At 44.0% G+C, this 21,099-nt stretch carries 18 protein-coding genes; 10 read left to right on the top strand and 8 right to left on the bottom strand.

The window, feature by feature from the left end:
* Window positions 1-126: 126 nt before the first annotated feature.
* The gene (locus tag ATG66_RS03835; protein WP_098414041.1) at window positions 127-2,562 is read right to left on the bottom strand and encodes a VolA/Pla-1 family phospholipase; all 2,436 of its coding nucleotides are present in this window, start codon (window positions 2,560-2,562) and stop codon (window positions 127-129) included.
* Between the two features lie 20 nt (window positions 2,563-2,582).
* Window positions 2,583-3,818 carry an outer membrane protein transport protein gene (locus tag ATG66_RS03830; protein WP_098414040.1) on the bottom strand — a complete coding sequence of 412 codons (1,236 nt, stop codon included), beginning with the start codon at window positions 3,816-3,818 and terminating at the stop codon, window positions 2,583-2,585.
* Window positions 3,819-4,175: 357 nt separating this feature from the next.
* On the opposite strand from ATG66_RS03830, the gene ATG66_RS03825 reads away from it, so the two are divergent.
* A complete protein-coding gene (locus tag ATG66_RS03825; RefSeq protein ID WP_098414039.1) occupies window positions 4,176-5,258 on the top strand; it encodes a site-2 protease family protein in 1,083 nt (360 codons plus the stop codon).
* 73 nt (window positions 5,259-5,331) lie between these two features.
* Here ATG66_RS03825 and ATG66_RS03820 read toward each other — a convergent pair whose 3' ends face one another.
* Window positions 5,332-6,120 carry a M48 family metallopeptidase gene (locus ATG66_RS03820; protein ID WP_098414038.1) on the bottom strand — a complete coding sequence of 263 codons (789 nt, stop codon included), beginning with the start codon at window positions 6,118-6,120 and terminating at the stop codon, window positions 5,332-5,334.
* Window positions 6,121-6,322: 202 nt separating this feature from the next.
* On the opposite strand from ATG66_RS03820, the gene ATG66_RS03815 reads away from it, so the two are divergent.
* From ATG66_RS03815 to cutA, 5 genes are all read left to right on the top strand, one after another.
* The gene (locus ATG66_RS03815; RefSeq protein ID WP_098414037.1) at window positions 6,323-6,757 is read left to right on the top strand and encodes a hotdog fold thioesterase; all 435 of its coding nucleotides are present in this window, start codon (window positions 6,323-6,325) and stop codon (window positions 6,755-6,757) included.
* 6 nt (window positions 6,758-6,763) lie between these two features.
* The gene (locus tag ATG66_RS03810) at window positions 6,764-6,997 is read left to right on the top strand and encodes a DUF3389 domain-containing protein (protein ID WP_098414036.1); all 234 of its coding nucleotides are present in this window, start codon (window positions 6,764-6,766) and stop codon (window positions 6,995-6,997) included.
* A gap of 79 nt (window positions 6,998-7,076) precedes the next feature.
* Window positions 7,077-8,786 carry an SgrR family transcriptional regulator gene (locus tag ATG66_RS03805; RefSeq protein WP_098414035.1) on the top strand — a complete coding sequence of 570 codons (1,710 nt, stop codon included), beginning with the start codon at window positions 7,077-7,079 and terminating at the stop codon, window positions 8,784-8,786.
* Complete coding sequence (locus ATG66_RS03800; RefSeq protein ID WP_098414034.1) at window positions 8,770-9,021, top strand: hypothetical protein; 252 nt, start codon at window positions 8,770-8,772, stop codon at window positions 9,019-9,021. The genes ATG66_RS03805 and ATG66_RS03800 overlap by 17 nt, the downstream gene beginning before the upstream one ends.
* A gap of 13 nt (window positions 9,022-9,034) precedes the next feature.
* Complete coding sequence (cutA, locus tag ATG66_RS03795) at window positions 9,035-9,367, top strand: divalent-cation tolerance protein CutA (RefSeq protein WP_098414033.1); 333 nt, start codon at window positions 9,035-9,037, stop codon at window positions 9,365-9,367.
* Here cutA and ATG66_RS03790 read toward each other — a convergent pair.
* A complete protein-coding gene (locus ATG66_RS03790) occupies window positions 9,329-9,925 on the bottom strand; it encodes a DUF2238 domain-containing protein (RefSeq protein WP_098414032.1) in 597 nt (198 codons plus the stop codon). The genes cutA and ATG66_RS03790 overlap by 39 nt on opposite strands.
* 279 nt (window positions 9,926-10,204) lie before the next feature.
* On the opposite strand from ATG66_RS03790, the gene ATG66_RS03785 reads away from it, so the two are divergent.
* Together ATG66_RS03785 and ATG66_RS03780 are read left to right on the top strand one after the other, a co-directional pair.
* Window positions 10,205-11,044: an isopenicillin N synthase family dioxygenase gene (locus ATG66_RS03785; RefSeq protein WP_098414031.1), complete on the top strand. Its 840-nt coding sequence runs from the start codon at window positions 10,205-10,207 to the stop codon at window positions 11,042-11,044.
* Window positions 11,045-11,170: 126 nt separating this feature from the next.
* Window positions 11,171-11,791, top strand: a complete 621-nt coding sequence (locus ATG66_RS03780) for a DNA-J related domain-containing protein (RefSeq protein WP_098414030.1) — start codon at window positions 11,171-11,173, stop codon at window positions 11,789-11,791.
* Between the two features lie 84 nt (window positions 11,792-11,875).
* On the opposite strand, the gene ATG66_RS03775 is transcribed toward ATG66_RS03780, so the two are convergent.
* The 4 genes from ATG66_RS03775 to ATG66_RS03760 form a co-directional block, all read right to left on the bottom strand.
* Window positions 11,876-13,531 (bottom strand): ABC-ATPase domain-containing protein, encoded by a 1,656-nt coding sequence (locus ATG66_RS03775; protein ID WP_098414029.1) that lies wholly within the window; start codon window positions 13,529-13,531, stop codon window positions 11,876-11,878.
* Between the two features lie 55 nt (window positions 13,532-13,586).
* A complete protein-coding gene (locus ATG66_RS03770) occupies window positions 13,587-15,512 on the bottom strand; it encodes a sensor domain-containing phosphodiesterase (protein ID WP_098414028.1) in 1,926 nt (641 codons plus the stop codon).
* 212 nt (window positions 15,513-15,724) lie between these two features.
* On the bottom strand, window positions 15,725-16,924 hold the full coding sequence (gene fabV, locus ATG66_RS03765; RefSeq protein ID WP_098414027.1) for an enoyl-ACP reductase FabV: 1,200 nt from the start codon (window positions 16,922-16,924) through the stop codon (window positions 15,725-15,727).
* Window positions 16,925-17,006: 82 nt separating this feature from the next.
* On the bottom strand, window positions 17,007-17,609 hold the full coding sequence (locus ATG66_RS03760) for an arylesterase (RefSeq protein WP_098414026.1): 603 nt from the start codon (window positions 17,607-17,609) through the stop codon (window positions 17,007-17,009).
* Between ATG66_RS03760 and ATG66_RS03755 the strand changes: the two genes are divergently transcribed.
* Together ATG66_RS03755 and ATG66_RS03750 are read left to right on the top strand one after the other, a co-directional pair.
* A complete protein-coding gene (locus ATG66_RS03755; RefSeq protein WP_098414025.1) occupies window positions 17,608-18,300 on the top strand; it encodes an ABC transporter ATP-binding protein in 693 nt (230 codons plus the stop codon). The genes ATG66_RS03760 and ATG66_RS03755 overlap by 2 nt on opposite strands.
* Window positions 18,300-20,756 carry an ABC transporter permease gene (locus ATG66_RS03750; RefSeq protein ID WP_098414024.1) on the top strand — a complete coding sequence of 819 codons (2,457 nt, stop codon included), beginning with the start codon at window positions 18,300-18,302 and terminating at the stop codon, window positions 20,754-20,756. Before ATG66_RS03755 ends, ATG66_RS03750 begins: the two co-directional genes overlap by 1 nt.
* Window positions 20,757-21,099 lie beyond the last annotated feature (343 nt).

Raw genomic sequence — 21,099 nt, 5'->3', positions numbered from 1 at the left:
TAGATACTCGCGATAACAAAGTGAGAACGCAACGACTTTTCATAGTAGAAGAAATATGAAGGGAGTTGAATTCTATAGAACAAAAAAGCCCAGTCGAAACTGGGCATCGGGGGATTGATTAGGCGATCACTTCAGAACAGAGGTGTCTGTGACACCTGTTAATGCATCATCCATTAAGAAGTCAGAGTTTTCCATTTGCATCTCAATATGATGGGCAAGATCGTTCAATGATCCAGCAGGAGAAGCAAAGGTACTGTGCGATGCCGTTGCGTTAAACTGTACAAAGCTTGCAGTCGCGTTCACAGCGGTATCTGAGCTGTGAACTTTCTTCAGCCCCAGCTTCTCAGCCAGTGGTTCAGTTCCCGCAAATGGCGCAGTGGTGACGTTATTTGGCACCGTTGCATCACCATCCACTTCCGTCATCAGGAATGGGGTTGTTAGCGAACCAGAAGCAATTAAATCAGCCGAATTTGTAAACGGGTCAACCGTATCTAGCGTGGTTTGTGCTGCATAGATAAATTGTGAGAACCCTGTTTCTAATGCCGCCAATTGCGCTTCTGTTGCCGCAGATTCAAATGCTTCGTAACAAGCTTTATCTTCTAACGCCAATTTAGTACACGTGGAATCAGCGTAACTCGCGTAGTCTGAAGACGCGGCGTAAGCTAAATTATGCTTGATCTGAGGACCATAATTGTCCGATCCCAAGAGTAAGTTGCCAATTTGGCCACCTGAGTTATGTACGGATGCAGAGCTAAACGTGTAAAGCGCATCTGCGGTAGGGCTGCCAAGCGTGTTGTTTGCAGCCGCAACGGCTGAGGTGGCAACAATACCGCCCAGTGAGTGACCGAGCATTTTGACTTTAGAAGTAGCAGGGTTGAAGCCTTGAAGAGGACTGTCAGCCAACAGACCACCTTGCGCTGATACCACTAAGCTAGCGCGTAAACCTAGTACATCCAGTACACTCTGACGCAAGTTATCACGAGCGACCGTCAAATTAGAAAGGTTTAAGTAAGCCAACACGTCTGCATTTGCTGAACGTTGTTCATCTAAGCTACGGGTACCGTGAATAGGTAAGTCAATAGCGATAACAGCCACACCAGCTTTTACCATATTGAACGCGAACGCGTACGCATTCTCTTTTGCTGAAGTAATGCCGTGTTGATAAATTACCACGCCTGTCGCGACACCGGATTTAGGAGTAAAGACTAACACTTCGACGTCTTCAACCGATTTAACTACAGGAACTGGGGAGTAGCGGGTCACAACACGTTCACTGTCGAGTTGAGTTCCATCATTCAATGTGAGTGTAGAGCCGACCAGTTTCAACTGCTCAGTTGGGTCGTTGGCAAGTTTGGTTACATCAACAGGGTCGTCGGCAAAAACACCCGTTGATAACTGCTGAACCATATTCGCTTGCTCTGTAGGCTCTGCCAGCGCTGCACTGAGTTTCGCTAAGCTTGGCATGGCAGACGCCATTGGCTGCATGTTCCAGTTTGCCCCTTTTTCTAGATAATGAGGCAGTCTGACGACACCTTGAGTGACATTTACATCGGCACCTGACTGCGTATAAAGGCCTTTAATTGCCGTTTTCGCCGCGTCTAGGTCACTAATGTACTTACTAAAATCGTCGTCAGAGTCTAGCGCCGCCACAAAGTCTTGAGTTGTCCCAAGTGTCATGGTGTAAGCGGCGGATAAATCCACAGCACCTTGGTTAATTTCGTTTTTGTAAACGGTATTGAGTGTATTTGCACCGGTTGAAAAACCGGTTGCGGTGACCCCTTTGACTGCCGAGAGTGTGTCACCGACAGATTGAGTGCTAAACCATGAAGAGTAAACAATGTCTGCAGGGTTAACACTCGCTAAACTAAAAATACCTTCAACCGCTTTGGTCACGGCTTGCACAGAAGCAAGGTCGCCTGTTTCATAAATGATTTCTTTCGTTTTACCAGTCGCATAGCTTGACGACGTACCAATCTCATCGCCATTGACATCTTTGACCTCTTGCGTAACAGCAAAGATATATTCACTGGATTCATCTAGTGCATCTGAGAACTGAATATAGAGGCTATTACCGCGAGAGATGACTTTGAAGTCGACGTCTTCGTCAGGAGTCACGCCATCTTTTATTTTAAGCACTTCTGCAATGGGATTAGATTGACCATCCCAATCGGTTATACGTTGGCTGAGTTTAATAACACTTACACCTGACGTAACAAGGCCATCTGCGAATCCATCGCCTTTAAAGTTCAAAACGATTGGCATCGATGTTGACCAACCATCCATCGTATTCATCGCCGCACGAGGGTTAGTTAATGCATCATCGCCGCCTGTAGGCAGACCAAGTGTACCGTCGGTGGTGTCCATGAGTAGGTAGGATGGCGTAGGCACATCTGCGTTAGTGCCTTGAAGAGTGAAGCTTATGGATGTTCCACGATCGAGTAGTGCTTGGACTTCATCTTCAAACTGCACTTTGTCAGAAGTCCCCGAGCTTGATGTATTGTCACCACAACCAGAAAGTAGGATCGCAGAACAAAGCAGTGATAATTTAAACGTATGTTTCATTGGTTTACTCCGTAATCCCATTATTTGAAGGTGTAGTTCATCTGCACTGCACTAATGTAGGCTGTGCCTTCTGAATTGAACTTAATCTCTTGATCTGCTGCGTTAGTCTCGGTGAAAGAGCCCGACTCACTCTTCACTAGCGCGAAACCTGCATCGAAAGTTAGATTCTCGTTCATCGCGTAAGTTAAACCAGCGCTGTACCACATACGATCACTGTCGGGAATGCTCAATGTGGCTTTACCGGCTTGTTCGTCGTATGCCAAGCCTGCACGGAATGTCCATTCTGTGTTGAGAGTGTACGTTGCACCAACAGAGTAGCGGTTGTTGTCTTCGTACTTTTCTGGTTTGAAGAAACACACCCCATCATTACATTCGTTACTGGTCGCTTTGAGTTCTTTAAATGTACTCCAATCAGTTTGTTGCCAACCGTAATGCACGGCCCATTGGTCATTTAGCTGATGGAAAGCAGAAAGTTCAATGATCGATGGAAGAGATATCTGTAGACGGCCATCCACTTTTGCTGATGTAGCAATGCCAGAGTCATAGCTGCTGAACTCTCCATCATCAAAATCAAGATCCACTTTAGAACGGTAGCCGAAGCCAAAACGGTTGTTTTCATTTAATTCGAACTGCGCACCAATGTTCCAACCCCAAGCGAAGGTTTCGCCTTCCATACCAACAAGGTTGTCAGATTTATTACCGCCAAACACCCCGGCGAGTGCCCCTTTATGGCGAGTCAGTTCTGCTTCGGCATAGACTAGGTTGATACCGCCGCCAACACTAAAGGATTCATTAATACGGTAAGCAACATTTGGGTTAATGTTGACGGAAAGCAGAGAGGTATCACCCGCCATATCACCAGCGGAGATGTCATCTGGGTAATCGGTCGCGACACCATAGGTTGTAAACATACCAATACCCCAAGCCCATTTATCATTGATAGGGCTGATGTAGTAACCAGCCGGCACAACTTGTAAAGGGGCGATGTCTTTAGATTGTTCATTGTGGTAGGTATCGTAAACATCAACTTCAGGATCGATGATAGACAACGCACCAGAGAACTGAGCTTCTTTAAAAAGCGTCATCGCCGCTGGGTTACGCGCAAGGACACTGGCATTGTCTGCGACAGCTCCCTCACCGGAAAATGCTCGACCAAGACCAGATGCCGAGTGCTCAGCTACTTGGAAGCCCGCTGAATGGGCATGACACGCAAACAATATTGAAATTGTAAGCAGAGAGCAGTGCTTCTTGTTCATCCTTGACCCTCCTAGGGTGTGGTAATGTTAGACCGAAGTCCTTGTAATTGTTGTATGTCACTTTCAGCAGTTGTCATTACATTGGAATACAACTGCTATGTAAATGTAATGTTAATTGTATGTATGATAACTTGTCAAAGTTTGAGCGTATTTTGTGTGTTAGATTTGATGCATAGGTCAAACGGTGGGCGGTAACGCTATGTATTAAAGTTGTATTTTTTTAATGAATGGTTTGACCAGAATGGTTTTATCCTCCTTATGACGAAATGAAGATTAAACCAAGAGATAGTGCATTTTGCCGTTTATCTACTTAACAGGCATAATTCGCGCTTTGTGGATATCGCAATAGGAATCGCGTTGGAATTACTACATATTGAATTTTTAGGACGTCCGTTGAGGTTAGAAGGCTCTCTAGCTGGGTGGCAACAGTTGTATTGGGACAACACATTAGTCTCCCAGATTGATGCCAAGGATGATGACGCCGAAACCCGCTCACATCAGTTCAAACTCTCTGTAGGAGAAGACATTCTATTATGCCAGTTGGACTGTTCCCTTATGTGGCAACCATTTGAGTTGGCTTATCGATTGACGGTTAACAGTGAGCTGATTAGCGAAGGCTCACGGAACGAAAAAGACATTGAACGCCAAGTGCCGACTGTGGCTCCTTCAACCGAAAAACGTTTGAGTCTTATTGGGCTTGTGTCTCTAGGAATGAAAGCGCTCAAGAGTGCGAAAGTCATTAAAGTGGCATTAGCTTCAGCAAGCTTAGCCGCTTATTCATGGTTGTTTTCTATCGAGTTTGCGCTGGCGTTGGTGGCCTGTTTAGTGTTTCACGAATATGGCCATATTAGAGCGATGAAGTACTTTGGAATGAAGACCAAGGGCATCTATTTGATTCCATTTTTTGGCGGTTTAGCGCTGAGTGATGAAAAGATCAACACACGCTGGCAAGATGTGGTTATCTCGATTATGGGACCTTTTTTTGGCTTGGTCCTCAGTCTGGTATTTACATTACTTTATTGGATGACGGGTGAGGTCATGTTTGCGGGGCTGGCGGTGTTTAACGCCTTGCTAAACTTGTTCAATCTATTACCTATACTGCCTTTAGATGGTGGTCATATACTTAAAAGCATTACCTTCTCGATGAATACATGGGTAGGGTTGGCTGGCAGTATTGTTACTGCACTGTTAGGGATCGCATTGAGTTATTCATTCGGATTAACCTTGCTTGGTTTTTTACTGCTTATGGGCATGTTGGAAGTGGTGATGGAATGGAAAGCTCGCCATCATAGTCATTTATTGCCCTTAACGCGTTACGGACAGCTTTTCTCGTTTGTTTGGTACTTGGTTTCTGTCGGTGGTTTTGTCGCTATCATTTGGTATTTTGCTACCCTTGGAGATAGCCTGTTGAGCTTGCCACTACAGATACTGGGTACTTAAACTATTCCTTATACCCATTTAAAAAGCTCCCTAGGGAGCTTTTTTGCGAATAATAGACACTGGTAGCAGAAGTTTAGCCACATTCTGGCGCTTTCGCATTATACGCAGGCAACTTATTTATGGTTGCTTGTAAATCTTTAATACGCGTACTGTGCGATGGGTGAGTTGAGAAGAATTCAGGTGGTTGAGAACCACCTGATGCCGTACTCATATTTTTCCATAAATCGACACTTTGACGTGGGTCGAAGCCTGCTTTTGCCATAAACTCAAGCCCGACAATATCAGCCTCGGATTCCTGTGTACGACCGTATGGCAAAATAACACCGTATTGGACACCGACACCAAGCGCGGCCATCGTCATTTGCTGATACTGTTTATACTCGGAAGCTCCAATGGCAACGTTTGCCAGAGACAGCCCTGCATTTGCTAGCTGGCTTTGTGAAAGGCGTTCATTACTGTGGTCAGCAAGGACGTGAGCCACTTCGTGACCAATGACTGTTGCCAACTGATCTTGATTTTTCGCGACACCTAAAAGCCCCGTGTAAACGCCGATCTTCCCACCAGGTAGAGCAAACGCATTGACTTGTTCACTATCAAAAACAACCACCTCCCAATCTTTAAATCCAGCTTGAGCAGGAATGGTGTCAGTGATGTGTTTGGCAACGCATTGGACGTAGGCATTCGTTTTGCGATCTTTGCTGATTGGGATATCTTTCTTCATTTGTTCGAAAGATTTGGCGCCAAGCGATGACATTTCTTGATCTGAAAACATCAGGATCTGGTTACGGCCGGTCGGTGATGCGCTACACGCCGTTAAGCCCGCGATAGTTAAAAGAGCAGAGGCTTTCATCCATACCTTCATAATAGGCTCCATCTAAATTATTTTTGTTTTGAAGCAATAGTATATACCCAAATAGTAACATGATGCATGGATCAAGTTATTCACTAGCGTGATAAGACATATTGCAGGTTACATCTTGAAGTTATGCCTAAGTAAAGTCTATGCTAGCGCCTTGATAAATCGTTACAATCCCACAATTAAGTTCGTGAAATAAGAGCAAAATATGAGTATATGGAAAAAGCCCGTTAGCTTAGAGATTCTGAATAGCACATCAAAAAACACCATGATGGAGCATTTGCAAATTGTGTATACCAATTTCACGGACGACTCCCTCTCGGCAAGCATGCCGGTTTGCCATTTTACTCACCAACCATTAGGGATGCTTCATGGCGGCGCTTCGGTCGTATTAGCAGAAACATTAGGGTCATTAGCGGCGAACTTTTCTGTGGATGAAGGCAGTTACTGTGTCGGTTTAGATATCAACGCCAACCATGTACGTGCCATGCGAAGTGGGCATGTGATTGGCACAGCAAAACCGATACACCTCGGCATTTCGACACAAGTGTGGCAAATCAATATTACCGATGAGCGTGGCCGATTAGTGTGTACTAGCCGTTTGACCATTGCCGTAAAACAACATAAAACCAAGTCGGTGTAGAGTCATATGGTTATTCAATTTTCACTCGGTAAAATCATTGCGACCCAGCGTGAAATCGTAATTAAGCTTGCTGGCAGCGCAATGGTGACGTTGCAATCACAAACGGACGCTATCCAGTTACTGGGAAGAGGTGCGAACGTGGTTTTGTCTCATGGCGCAGAGTGTAAGTGGTCAATTAAATTAGACAATCAAGAGCAGCTTTCCCAGCTTGCACAAGAAATAGGCATCGATATTCAATAATTTACCACTCTACATTTGCACTTTCTCATAAAAATGAGGAAACTTAACTTATCGAAAATAAGACAAGTATTTCCTCTTTATGAGCAGCCCTCGTTTACGTGTTCAGTTTGAAACACTATTTGAAAAATTTGCCGGTCACGATACTGAAGTCCAGCTCGAAGATATTACCGAGGCGCTGTTCTGTACGCGGCGTAATGCTCGTATTGTCCTCAACAAGTTAGAAGAAGAGGGCTGGATTGAATGGCACCCAGCCGCGGGTCGTGGAAAACTCTCCAAGCTGATCTTTAAACGCAACCGTAGCGATGTAAGCGAAAATCTTGCAAGACGTTATTTGGATGAAGGAAAAATAGGTCAAGCACTAGAAGCTCTCGATAATGATGCTGCGCGCCTCACGCAGGTTATACAAGGCTATCTAGGACTGCAGCATAGGCAAGGTGAGCAAGTCGTTCGTTTGCCTTATTACCGACCATTGACGATGCTCAATCCACAAAAGCAAATGAGACGCTCAGAACAGCACATCGCAAGACAAGTCTTTAGTGGATTAACTTGCCTCGATGAGCATGAACAGCTCCAAGCGGATTTAGCCCATACTTGGGAGTCGGTATCCGATACACATTGGCGTTTTTATCTGCGTCGTGGTGTTCGTTTCCATAATGGCGAGCCTCTTACAACGGACTGCGTGTTAGAGAGTGTCTTGGCACTCCGTAATCTCAACCTATTTTCACACATCAAGAAGGTGTCCTCACCACAAGCTTGGACCATTGATATTGAACTCGTACGCCCAGATCGCTATTTACCATTGGCGTTAAGTGAGTCACAGGCAAAAATATTATTACCGAGCGCTTTACGTTCTGAAAACTATGATCGGCAACCCGTAGGAACCGGACCTTTTCAAGTTAAGGTGAATGATGACAAGCGGCTTATTCTTACTGCTTTTGATGGCTACTTTGGCTTTCGTCCGTTACTAGACCAAGTGGAAGTCTGGGTCATTGACGAAGCATATTCTTCAATGGTTTATCCTAGTTTATCTAAACCACAGATGGATAAACCCGGTTCATCCGATGAAGTTGAACTTGATCCGGGCTGCACCTTCCTATTGCTGAATAAAAATACAGGCATCGCTAAAGATCCGCGTTGGGCGGAGTTTCTCTCACAAACACTGAATAGCCACCAGATTTATGCTCGCGTTCCTCAAGATAAAGTGATTGAGCTCGGTGTGTTACAGGCGTTTGGACTCAAACCGGGTTGGATTGACTTAAGACCTGCAGAAGCGGGTTGCGTGCCTCAAACAGAAAAAATAATTTCTGTCGCCTATCAGAAGAAGCATCCAATGTTTCCAGTGATCGCCAAGAGCATTAAAAATCTTTTGAAACCGCATGGTATTGAGGTGAAATTTATTCGTTATGATGCTCAACCGCCGGTACCTGAAGAGGTTGACATCTGGGTTAAAGCCATGGGGATTGCGACGAATAGAAATGACGCCCTTGCGGGTTGGCTTCTGGACTATAGTGATATTGAGAAATTTAGTTCTAACTACGATTTTTCTGAGTGGGCGACTTTGGTTGATCAGTGGCGAGCGGGGGAGTATCCAGATTTTCCTGCGCGTGAACTAGGAAGGCAACTTGTGAAAAGCTGCCAAGTTATTCCAATGTTTCACTGCTGGCTCGGTGTGAATAAAGACCACAGTGGTGCGCTACAAAATGCAAAATGTAATGCGTTAGGTTGGTTTGACTTCAATAATGTATGGGTAAAACCAAATTTAGAAAAAAATCATGGCGAAACCGAATAAAAAACAACCGACTAAAACCGTCGACGTCTTCTGTGTAAAGTGTAAGGCTCAATTATTTAAGTATCGTAAAGGTGGAAAAGGGGCTTTAGTAAAATGCTTTAAGGAACGTATCGTGAACGATTTCACGCAGACGCCATGCATTTGTCCTAGTTGCGAGCAAGAGTTTGCAAGAGAAACCTTAGTGAGAGGCACGCCAGCTTATAAAATGATTGGCGGCAAAGTGACGATGAAATAATGAAGGATGATAAATGAGTGTACAACATGACTATTGCATGGTGTTAAGCACCACAAGTAATGTGCAAAATCGAGATCAAATCATTAAAGGCTTGTTGGACGCACAGTTAGCGGCGTGCATTCAAACAATGCCAATTGAGAGTCACTATGTCTGGAAAGGGGAAATTTGTACTGATCACGAATGGTTGTTGGTGATTAAAACCCGTCGAGAGTTATACGAATTGGTCGAAGAGAAAATAGAGAACCTGCACGAATATGAAGTGGCTCAAATAGTACAGGTTCCAATTGTGGATGGACTTAACCCATACCTAGAGTGGATTAGAGAATCGACGTTGAGTCGACATTAAAAATAACGATAATGCCGCACCCACGGTATCGCATAACATGTCTTTCTGGGCATCCCATATATCGCCTTGTGAACCCAGAAAGGCAATACCCTCATCACCACCGGCCAGTTCAGCGTACCACCACTCAATAATTTCATAACTCGCCGCTAAAGACATGATGGCAAACAAAGCAAACCAACCAGAAAATGCGGTATTAAATTTCTTCTTTTGAATCAAGTATTCTGCTATTGGGTAGGCATATAAACCAATGGCAAAGTGTGCAACGCGATCAAAGTTATTCCTCTCTGAGCCTATCAATTGATTAAACCAATCAAATGGCACTTCGGAAAACGTATACTTCGCCCCGATAGTATGTAAACAGAGCCAGATAAACATTAAAACATAAGCGGTATTACTAAATTGGTAGCGAATGGAAATCGCCCAAATTGCAATTAGAATGCCGATCGCAGGAATAATTTCAGCAAACCATACTGCGCGTGAATTTGGTTCAAGTGCTGAGAATAAAAAAATGATAGCGTAAAAAACCGTCAATCCTAAGAGTGTAGATGTGCTTTTCATAGGGTTACTTGATCCTTCAATTCAATTGTACAACGAGAACTCCATACACAATAAGCTCTGTTAACCTAAAAAATTCAATAAAGCTCAATCATGATTACACTTAATTGAACGGCGTGCAATTATTTGTCTTTGTAGGAATGACAAACACCGAAAATGTTGAATTATTGGTAAGCTGCTCAACATTAAAACGTTTGCGTGCGCACATTCCATTAAAGTTTGATTTACAACATGCCCATCCATAGAATTCACAATTCAGTCTAATAAAAAAGAAGTAAAGCCATGAAACTGGAAACTGTCGATTATCTTGCTAACGATGCTGCTCAACAGTTCGTTGCCTCTCTGCGTGAAACCGGATTTGGTGTGTTGAAGAACCACCCAATACCGCAAGAGTTAGTAGAGTCAATTTACAAAAACTGGCATGAGTTTTTCTGTTCAGAGCAAAAGAATGAGTTTCACTTTAATGTTGATACACAAGATGGCTATTTCCCACCTTCTGTCTCTGAAGTCGCCAAAGGGCACAAAGTGAAAGACATTAAGGAATACTTTCACGTTTATCCGTGGGGTCAAATTCCACAGCAACTTAAAGCTGATATCTTGGAATACTATGAGCGAGCCAATACGTTTGCCCAAGAACTGTTAGGCTGGGTAGAAGCCTACGCACCAAAAGAGGTACAAGAGAAGTTCTCTATTGCGTTGTCAGAAATGGTCAACAACAGTGATAAAACATTACTGCGTGTTCTGCACTACCCACCAATGACCGGAGAAGAAGAGCCGGGCGCAATTCGCGCTGCCGCACATGAAGACATTAACTTATTGACTGTTCTTCCTGCTGCGAATGAGCCAGGGCTTCAGGTGAAGAGCAAGGAGGGCGAGTGGATAGATGTCCCGTGTGATTTCGGTAACTTGATCATCAACATCGGTGATATGTTGCAAGAAGCCTCTGGTGGTTATTTCCCATCAACCACACACCGTGTCATTAATCCAACCGGTGGACGCCAAGAAAAAGCACGTATTTCATTGCCGCTATTTTTACATCCAAAACCGGAAGTTGTACTGTCTGAGCGTTACACCGCACATAGTTACCTGATGGAGCGTTTACGTGAGTTAGGTGTTATCTAACCTTAACGCGATCTTATTCCCAAGGCCGATGGTTTGTGACTATCGGCCTTTTTGCGTTTATGTTACAAAAGGTTATACAGTATTTCGGTTAACATTATCGCTCTAGGCTCAAATTAGAGAGGATGCATGGAAGAGCAACACACTATCCGCCAAGGCGGTCAGCATGAGATGGAAAATCCATTATTATGGCCGATGCTAGCCATTCTCAGAAAGCAGCCTTCAACTTGGAAAGTGCACACCATAGCAAGTAAGTTGAGCGAACAAGGCTACATACCACAACTGGACACTTCGCCAGACAAAAATCTGTTTAAAAGGAATTTTCTTGTGATGAATGCGCTATTTCAGTTACAAGAAAGCCTCTATCCAGATTGCTGGTTGCAAGTAGAAGCGATGAATATCAAATTGATGTCCGCTCTTGAAGCCGCTCGGCGTGTGGTCGATATCCATGATCCATTGCGTGAATATTACTTAGACTGGAATAATTACGAGGCGAATGAAGAAGAAGTCCGTCGATTACTCAATGAGTTTTGGACCACGTACCAAAAATTCATGGGTGGCTCGACAGTAAGTCGTATCGATAAGACGAAGGCATTAGCACTGTTTGAACTCAATACGGATGCAACGCCAACGGTCATCCGAAAGCAGTGGCGAAAACTCGCACTGCGCTGGCATCCAGACCGTGAAAATGGTGACGCGGAACAATTTAGAATATTGTGTGAAGCATGGAATGTACTTCGAAATGGATAAAATAAAAGAGATAGCGTTACCACTATCTCTCTTAATGTATTTTGAACTGTCTCTTTTTCTAGAGGTTATTGGAAGAAAGAGATATTAACGTGATGGTTTAAACTGAGACTTGCGCATTCGGTTAAGCGCCGCCATAACATCTAGCGTACGTGGTTTCGCTAAGTCACCTTGTTTTGGTAATGTTGCGTGCCAGTCCCCAGTAAGCATTTCTTCAATTTCTTTGGCAGGGTTCTCACACCATCCGGGTAATTGAGCTAACTGGAACCATAACCAACCGATGGTGTTTACTTCATCTGCCGACTCTAATTGCTCAAGTGAACTTAAGTCTGTGAACTCTTTACCAAAGCGAAGTGACTCTTTTCCTTTTGAATTCACACGGAATTTTCCGTCAGTCAGAATGTTCATCAATGCAACGCGATTTAAAGAGCGAGGAGGAAAGGTTTGCAGACTTTCTTCTGATTCGTTGTGACGTTGAGTCGGGTGCTGAGCAATCACTTGTTTCGCTTTTTCAGTCACATCGACAGCTTGGTAGTCATGCATTTGAATCACAGTATCGGCAACATCAAGGTAGTCCCCGGAGCCTCCCATAACAATAATCGTTGAGATACCTAGGTCATCGCGCAGTTGACCGATGCGATCGACAAGCGGTGTAATAGGTTCATCACCTTTTGCTACCAGTGCCTGCATGCGCTCATCACGAATCATAAAGTTTGTTGCCGAGGTGTCTTCATCGATAAGAAGTGAACCGGCGCCCGCTTCAATAGATTCTTGGAGCCAAGCTGCTTGGGAGGTGGAACCTGAAGCATCTTGAGTAGAAAAGTCCGAGGTGTCTTTACCCATCGGGAGATGGTTTATGTAGTTGGATAAGTTTAAGTGATGCACGCAGCGGCCATCTTCAGCGCGGATCTTCATCGATTTATTATCAGTTACAATGTACTCGCGGCCATCGTCAGGAATGTGGTCGTAGATAGAGCGTTCGATCGCATTTAATAGTGTCGATTTTCCATGGAAACCACCACCAACAATCAGCGTAATGCCTTTGGGAATACCTAGTCCTGTAACATAGCCTTTGTTTGGTGCATGCAATGTAACTTGGAGTGATTCTGGAGCCTTAAACTCAACTGCTTCTTTCATTGGCAAATCACAGTTGCCAGCAATACGTGGAAGAACACTCCCGTTTGCGACAAATGCGACCAGACTATTCGCTTCTAACTGCTCTCTTAATGCTTCTTGATCTTCCGTTATTTGGCAGTGTTTGAGCAGGGCATCCTTGTCGAGTTCACGTTCTAAAGTGGCTCGACGGATAAATTTAGGCAAATGGAAAGTCAGAATGTTATTGGCTTTTTTACCTAGTACGGAACGACCTTCGGCTGGAAGGTTAACTCGAAAACGCAGTTCTATGCCCTCCTCGGTAAACAAGACAGCGGTATTGTCTAGTACTGTTTGGCCACTCAGCGCGATCGATACGGAGTTTTCTTGTTTGGCGAGCTGATCGAAGCTACGTGCAATAAAATCACGAGCCGCTTTTTGAAACGCTAGGGATTCGTCTTTTAACCATTCTAGCCCTGTTAAAGACCATGCGCGCGTAGCGCGAATACGTGACGCTGAAGCGTAAGGGTCACCTTGTACGTGATCGATAAACAAAGTGAAATCAGTGAAGTCGTATTGACCTTTGATTTGCTGATAAGCGCGAAAGTTCTGCTTTTCAATTTTCTTAAGCGTAGCAGTCAACTGATCCATGAAGATATTGGCCTTTTATTAGGAGCGGGCGGCGATTATAGAAACCACCGTCATCTTAGTAAAGAGAATGGTTAGGAAGAATAACGTGCTGCTGGTCAGAAAGGCCTTGATTCAACAAACTTTGCTCAAATTCATTGCTAGGCATCGGTTTACCATAGAGAAAGCCTTGGCCGATATCGCAGCCTTCAGCAATGAGAAATTGTTCCTGCTGAAGCGACTCAATGCCTTCAATAACCACTTGGAGATCCAATTTTTTTGCAATGTGTATGATAGAGCAGATGATAGCTCTATCATCCTCTGAGTTTTCCATTTGCTGGACGAAACTCTTATCTATTTTGATCGCATCAAAAGGGTATTTCTTTAAATAACTGAAAGAGGCGTAACCAGTACCAAAATCATCAAGTGATAACGTCACCCCGAGTTTGTGGAGTTTATTTAACGTAGTCCGTGCAACCACTTCATCCGCAATCAAGGCACTTTCGGTCACTTCGAGTTCAAGAGAATGCGCAGGGAGATGGAAGGTCTCAAGTAAATGTTGAACTTGTTCGGCAAAATTTACATTTTGCAATTGGATAGGAGAAATATTTACCGCTATTTTGAAGTTATCAATTAACTCAGACCATTGTTTGGCTTTATCGATGGCAGTACGAAGCACAAAAGATCCGACTTCAAAAATCAGTCCGTTTTGTTCTGCCATATGTATTAGCGCTTCATTGGAGACGTCACCGAGTATTGGGTGTCGCCAGCGCAGTAAGGCTTCTGCGCCAATCCATGTGTGCGTATGAGGGTGAACTTTAGGCTGAAAATACAACATGAGATCGTCATTTCGTACGGCTTGTAACAGATAACTTTCTAACTGATTGTGGTGGTTGAGTTTATCTGAGTGATTTTCACAAAAGTAACTATACGTTTCACCAGACTCTTTACAGAGCAGCATGGCATAACACGCGTTTTGTAGAAGTTGCTTCGCGTCACTGGTTTGGTGAGCTTGCACAACGCCAATGTAAGAGTGGAGGTGGACTTCTGTATCGTTGATGTAGAAATTACCAACACTGATATTTGTTATGTCGTCGAGTAACTTGTGGAGTTTAGCGTCAACGTCACTTCCGCAGAGTAAGAGCACGAGGTCATTTGAACTTGGCCGACCAGTGACAAAATAGTTCGACTCTTTTTTACCCAATCTAAAACGAAACTCTTTCAATATTTCATCAAAGGCTTCAAAACCGTACCGAGTTTGAACACTACGGGCGTTGCTAAAGCCAACATTAATAACCATTAATGCTTGTTGGTCATAGTCAAGTGACTGGAGCCTATCGTCAATAACGGCCTCTAGTGCCACTCGGTTTAAAAAACCTGTCCCTTGATCGTGCGTTTTTTGGTAAGTCACCTGCTTTTCTGCTGCTTTTCGTCGATCAATTTCCTTGGTTAGAGAGTAACTTAACTGGGCAAGATCAGTCGTACGGTTTTCTACACGGGTTTTCAGCTCATGATTTAGACGTTGAACCTTGTATTGTTGATGAACGATAGAGAGTTGGGCTTCTATCGAGTTTTTGAAAGTCCCCAGTAGCTGAAGATAGGTGTCATTGTATTCGTTCTGTTTGGTGTCGAGCATACAAATGGTTCCAAATAATTCGCCATTTGGCCAAAATAAAGGCAAGCCACAATAAGAGATCATACCGAGTTTAATGTCTGGATTGTCGCACCATATTTCATCGGTTAATGCATTCGGAACGACCAGCTCTTTTTTATGTTGAATTACATACTCACAATATAAACCATTGCCAAGTGCTTCTGTATCTCCGGACTGATAGGGGTTATCTTGAGTTTCACTTGAGGTGTTTACTTCGATGCGGTCTTGATGAACTCGCATGATAAGAGTGGTGGGCACGTCTGTTATTTGAGCGAGTAAATTGACGATCTCTTGCCAGCATTTCTGCATAGACTCAGGAATTTCATAATCTAATGTATGGAGTTTCCCCATATAGGCGGTCCTTTGCAGTCGTTCACTTCCTGTGAATTAAAGAGTGAGTTTATTGGGGTATATACCCAAATAACCTCAAGCTGCTGAGTATATCATCACTTAGTTAACTTAAGTATAGAGGGCTGGTGAGGGAAACAAAAAAAGTCCTGAAAAGCTTTCAGGACTAGAAAAATTATTATCAAGCGTCTCAAAAGTGAAACAAGTTCAACGCGCTATGGCTTGAGTGCTATTAAAGACTCAATGGAGATAGCTTGCGAGTAGTCAACACCTTCAAAGTTAAAGCCATTGAGTTTCATAAACTCATCTTTAAACCCTTGGTAGTCGCCGAGTTCTTTGAAATTATCGGCATTCATTTGTTCAAGAATTGAATGCACTTTTTGTTGTACATCGGGATCAAGCTCTAAGTCATCAATTCGAATTAAGCGCTCGCCATCGACAGGTACTTTATTTTGGTTATATAGCTTGGTTGTAAACAGGCGTTGCATCTGTTCGATACAGCGTTCATGCGTGCCTTTTTCTTTCATTACTTGATACAGTGCGAGTAGGTAAGGCGTAAGTGCAGGAATGAAAACGCTTGCTTTCGTGACCAGTGCTTTACACACGGTCGCGTATGCACCGCCATCAAAGTTGGCTAGTTTTAGGTTTAAGGCGTGACTGGTCTGATGCAGATCGATCTTAGCTCTTCCCAACGTCCCATCGAGATAGATAGGATGCGTGACATCGGGACCCATGTAAGAAAAGGCAATGGTTTTACAGCCCTGAGCGAGCGATTCTGTGTTGATCAGTGTGTCAATCCAGCTTTCCCAGTCTTCACCACCCATGACTTTAATCGTTGCTTCGGCTTCTTCTTCCGTAGCAGGATTTAACGTGGTCTCTACCCATTGATCATTTTCCAACATGATAGAAGCGCCAGTGATCGGCTCATCAATCGGCTTAATGACGCTACGCCAGAAGGCGTCTGAATCCGGTTTAGGTCGCACCCCCGTCGCCAAACTGTAGATGACTAAATCCACTTCGCCTTCAAAATACGTCTCAATGGCTTCAATGACTTGATTCCGTACGGTATCAGAAAATGCATCGCCAACAATATTGATGGCTGTACGGCCTGCATGGTTTGCTTCTTGTTTAAAAAAGATGTTGTTATACCAACCTGCGCTACCCACGCCTTTCTCTGATGGGCCGCGCTCAAAAGAGACACCGATGGTATCGGCTTCAGCACCGCCGAAGGTAAGGGCGATACGAGCCGCCAACCCGAAACCAGAGGAAGCGCCAATAATCAGAACCCGTTTAGGGCCATTTTTGATCTGAGTGGCGTGTTTTACGTATTCAATTTGCTCTTTGATGGATGCGTGACACCCGTTTGGATGCGCAGAGCGAGCAACAACACCTTGAATTAACGGTTCGATTCGCATGTTGTTATCTATCCTCGATGAGTGGAATTGAGAATAGATTAACGTAAAGTAAAGTAAAACTTATTGAGCTAGACCATTAAAATTAGAGATGTTTAATCAATTCTTGAGCCACAAAATCCGCGATCCAAGGTTGAGCTTCAGGCGTTGGGTGAAGACCATCGTCCATCATCCATTCTGATTTCGTGACGACTTTCTCCAAGAAGAATGGCATCAATTTAACCTGTTGATGTGCAGCAAGCTTAGGGTAGATGTCGTAAAACATATCGCTGTAGCGCTTGCCATAGTTAGGTGGAACTCGGATTTGCATCATGACAACATCAGCACCAGAATCTTTGATCATAGTAATCATTTTTGAAAGATTCGACGTAATAAGTTGAGGGGGGAAACCTCGTAAGCCATCATTTGCACCCAGTTGAATTAAAACCATGTCGGGTGTGTGTTGGTTTAGAAGCTGGGGCAGACGAGCTAAACTGTTCCCCGTCGTGTCACCAGAAATACTGGCATTAATAACTGTTACATCTTGACCATGTTCTAACAGCACATCAGGGAGTAAGCTAGGCCAACTACTCTCAATTGGCATTTGGTAGCCTGCGCTCAGACTATCTCCTAACACAAGTAGCTTTTCGCTCGCATGCGCTGTAGCGGGAAGACAAAAAAAGAGAACTAAGGAAAGTATACGAATCATGCAAACACCTGTACTTAAAGCACCTATTGTTCAAGCGAATTTGGTTTGTAAACAAGTTTCTACTAATCAAGAACAATTAACAATCCTTAAGGATGTAAATGTTGATATCAGAAAGGGTGAAAAAATTGCCATTGTTGGTACCTCTGGTGCGGGAAAATCGACATTAATGACGCTACTTGCTGGTCTCGATACACCAACAACGGGTGAAATCACACTCCTTGGGCATGAGATGTCCAAGCTCGACGATGAAGCGCGCGCGAAAATCCGAGCTGACTCGCTGGGGTTTGTGTTCCAAAGCTTTCTCCTTATCCCCAGTCTGAGCGCTTTACGCAACGTCACGCTACCTTGCCTTTTACGTGGTGAAGCCGAAGATGAAGCAAGAGCCGCTGAATTATTAAAGGCGGTAGGTTTAGAAAAGCGCCTTGAGCATTTACCCAGTCAACTCTCTGGGGGGGAACAACAGCGTGTTTCATTAGCCCGTGCATTTATGACTCAACCTGAATTGTTATTTGCTGATGAGCCAACGGGAAACCTCGATCATCAAACTGCAGATAAAGTGATAGAGCTACTATTTGATCTCAACGAGCAACATGGTACTACCTTGATATTAGTGACTCACGATGGCCATTTAGCCAGTCGGTGCGACCGTATTTATCGTATGGAGGCCGGTGAGCTTAAGGAGGAGGTGTAATGTCTGCAGTGTCGTCAAGTGAGCAAGCATCTACAGAGCAAGGAAGAGCTGTGAAACATTCTCCAAACAAGAGCTTAGTACGTTGGAGCTTAGGAGAAATAAAACAGGGCTATCTCTGGCCTATTAGTGTCGCGCTGATTCTGGTTATCGCGAGTATTTTTGCGCTTTCTGCATTAGCTGAGCGTATGGAGCAAGTGATCGTTAAGCAGGGGAAAGATGCGTTGACCGCCGATGCTGTCTTTGTTTCCGCAAACCCCATCCCTGAAACTTTATTAGCGTCGACCGAAAAACTAGAAAAAACGACGATGACTCGGTTCGCGACTATGGCTTTCAGCGAAAGCGGTATGCAGCTTATCTCCGTTCGAGCCGTGGATGACCAATACCCGTTAATGGGCGAGCTTGTGTTAGATAACAACACGTCCGGGCGTGTGAAAGAAAATCAGCTCTGGTTGGATGAGCGGATTATGGCTCAGTTAGAGGTTAAGCCTGGTGACAAAGTGACGATAGGTGATGCTAACTTTACGGTTTCTGGCGCCGTTCTAATGGAGCCAGGCCTAAGTTTTAATCCATTCCAACAAATGCCATCAGCGTACATACATCAAAAAGACGTTGAAAAAACGGGGGCGATTCAAGTAGGGAGCCGCGTCCAGTATCGTCTGTTTTTAAAGGTAGATGATAGAACATTAAAGCAGCTGCAAGATAACACAGAACTTTCTCCGAGCGACCGTTGGCGCACGCAAGATACTGCCAACCGCAGTAATGAAGTGTTCGAGAGAACGACGCAGTATTTATCGTTAACGGTGGCAATTGTGATTATTATGGCGGCAACCACTTTGGTTCTGACATGCCAGAGCTATGTAAATAGCCGTACGCAAACCATCGCCATGTTAAAAAGCCTTGGGGCGAGTCGTCGCTGGATTGAAAAATGGTTGTTCATCCAAGCTTTTATATTACTCATTAGTGCCAGTGTCATTGGCTTGCTGCTTGGCAGCGGCTTAGAATATTTACTGCGTATTCCGCTCAAAGATCTATTACCAGACCCACTGCCTAGTTATGGCTTCACACCATTTTTAGTGTCATTTATCTCAGCGATACTGATAACGGTGCCAGCGTTAGGTATTCCATTACTTGGATTGATTAAAACGCCAGCGTTAGAAGTTATGCAGCAGGGGAAAGCACAGCGCTCTTGGAAGCGTATGTTGCTGATTCTGGTTCCCATTATTCCGTTGTTACTGCTTTATGCAAATAACACCTTGGTTTGGATAGTGCTCGCTGGTATCGCTGCCTTATTTGTTGTACTTGCCGCCGTGAGTGTGGCACTGACGAAATTGTTTGCTCATTTTTCAACACGCCCAGCGATGAAGTTGGCACTAAGCCGTATCAATCGAACGCCAGTCACGAGTGGTTTGCAGTTTGGGGCGTTGTCCTTGTCATTGATGCTATTGTCCATCATTTGGCTGGTACGTAGCGATATTCTTGCTGATTGGGAGAGAACGCTACCAGCTGACGCTCCCAATGTGTTTGCATTAAACATCGGCGATTACGAACTAGATAAGTACCTAAGTACGCTGGACAAAAATGATGTCACGAGGTCAAAGGCGTTTCCAATTATTCGAGGTCGTTTGAGTGAAATTAATGGGCAAAGCGTTAAAGACATTGATTACGAAGGGGAAGGATCCGATGCAATACGTCGTGAGCTCAACCTCACTTGGGGTGATAGTCTTCCCGGTTACAATGAAGTGCTATCTGGCGAGTGGACGAATAAAGGCAGTGTGTCCGTTGAAGCGGATGTAGCTAATGACTTAGGTATTGAGCTTGGCGATAAACTCAGGTTTGTTATCAACAGTCAAAACTTTGATGCAACCGTAGATACGATCCGTCATGTTGAATGGCGTGATATGAAGCCAAATTTTTATTTCATCTTCTCATCAGACGTCATGGCAAGTTTACCTGGTTCGTATCTCATCAGCTATAGAATAAATGAAGGGAATGAAGAGTTGTTAACGTCCATGTCTCGAGCGCACCCTACAGTATCCGTTTTAGATATCCGTACGATGGGTGAGAAGGTCCAAGCGTTGATTCAACAAATAGTATCGGCGATTACGATTCTTGCATTGCTTGGGGTTGTGGCAGGACTGCTGCTTATCTTCACGCTATTACGCTTGAGTTTGTCTCAACGTCAGCAAGAAATTCGGTTGTATCGCACATTAGGATCGAGCAAAAAGCGAATCAACACGACGCTATGGGCCGAGTACGGAATCATGGCACTCATTGCCAGCGGTGTAGCAGTGTTTGCGGCCGAGGTTTGTGTTGCTGCAGTGATGACTTATGGGTTTAATCTCAAGGCTCAAATACACCCTGAATTATGGATAGCTTTACCGCTCGCAACATTCGTTACCCTAGCGCTTGTGGTAATGAGCTTATTGAAAAGATTGTTAACACCAATAAACACTTAATCGCGATGAATGTTATTAAATCACAGGCATGCGATGACACTTTATTTTAGTTATCCACAAAAACAGTGGATAACTTTTGGGATAACTAAAAAGGGTAAAAAGGGGGGTGTTTCTGTAAGCTTTGTGCCATGGGTCTTACAGTGAAAATCTTATTCACACGAGCTAAAAAAAGTCTATTCCCAAGTATGTCGTCAAGTACTTTTTTGGAATTTTTTTCTTGTTGAATACACCATGAGAAGTTATTGGATTATTTCGCAAACCCATGAACTTTTTGTGATTTTATTCAAGTTCAAACACGAGTAGAATCCACTGTTAGTAAAGAATTTTCCTTATAAAATTTTTA

The sequence above is a fragment of the Vibrio sp. ES.051 genome (assembly GCF_002563795.1).
Taxonomy (GTDB): domain Bacteria; phylum Pseudomonadota; class Gammaproteobacteria; order Enterobacterales; family Vibrionaceae; genus Vibrio.
The sequence above is the reverse complement of the archived record's forward strand: the minus strand, read 5'-3'. Positions and strand labels throughout refer to the sequence as shown.

Bases quoted from the DNA above. Each gene is read 5' to 3' on its own strand.
- ATG66_RS03805 (WP_098414035.1), top strand. From the start codon at position 7,077: ATGAGCAGCCCTCGTTTACGTGTTCAGTTTGAAACACTATTTGAAAAA.
- ATG66_RS03835 (WP_098414041.1), bottom strand. From the start codon at position 2,562: ATGAAACATACGTTTAAATTATCACTGCTTTGTTCTGCGATCCTACTT.
- ATG66_RS03770 (WP_098414028.1), bottom strand. From the start codon at position 15,512: ATGGGGAAACTCCATACATTAGATTATGAAATTCCTGAGTCTATGCAG.
- ATG66_RS03785 (WP_098414031.1), top strand. From the start codon at position 10,205: ATGAAACTGGAAACTGTCGATTATCTTGCTAACGATGCTGCTCAACAG.
- ATG66_RS03760 (WP_098414026.1), bottom strand. From the start codon at position 17,609: ATGATTCGTATACTTTCCTTAGTTCTCTTTTTTTGTCTTCCCGCTACA.
- cutA (WP_098414033.1), top strand. From the start codon at position 9,035: ATGAGTGTACAACATGACTATTGCATGGTGTTAAGCACCACAAGTAAT.
- ATG66_RS03810 (WP_098414036.1), top strand. From the start codon at position 6,764: ATGGTTATTCAATTTTCACTCGGTAAAATCATTGCGACCCAGCGTGAA.
- ATG66_RS03790 (WP_098414032.1), bottom strand. From the start codon at position 9,925: ATGAAAAGCACATCTACACTCTTAGGATTGACGGTTTTTTACGCTATC.
- ATG66_RS03830 (WP_098414040.1), bottom strand. From the start codon at position 3,818: ATGAACAAGAAGCACTGCTCTCTGCTTACAATTTCAATATTGTTTGCG.
- fabV (WP_098414027.1), bottom strand. From the start codon at position 16,924: ATGCGAATCGAACCGTTAATTCAAGGTGTTGTTGCTCGCTCTGCGCAT.
- ATG66_RS03815 (WP_098414037.1), top strand. From the start codon at position 6,323: ATGAGTATATGGAAAAAGCCCGTTAGCTTAGAGATTCTGAATAGCACA.
- ATG66_RS03755 (WP_098414025.1), top strand. From the start codon at position 17,608: ATGCAAACACCTGTACTTAAAGCACCTATTGTTCAAGCGAATTTGGTT.
- ATG66_RS03800 (WP_098414034.1), top strand. From the start codon at position 8,770: ATGGCGAAACCGAATAAAAAACAACCGACTAAAACCGTCGACGTCTTC.
- ATG66_RS03780 (WP_098414030.1), top strand. From the start codon at position 11,171: ATGGAAGAGCAACACACTATCCGCCAAGGCGGTCAGCATGAGATGGAA.
- ATG66_RS03750 (WP_098414024.1), top strand. From the start codon at position 18,300: ATGTCTGCAGTGTCGTCAAGTGAGCAAGCATCTACAGAGCAAGGAAGA.
- ATG66_RS03820 (WP_098414038.1), bottom strand. From the start codon at position 6,120: ATGAAGGTATGGATGAAAGCCTCTGCTCTTTTAACTATCGCGGGCTTA.
- ATG66_RS03775 (WP_098414029.1), bottom strand. From the start codon at position 13,531: ATGGATCAGTTGACTGCTACGCTTAAGAAAATTGAAAAGCAGAACTTT.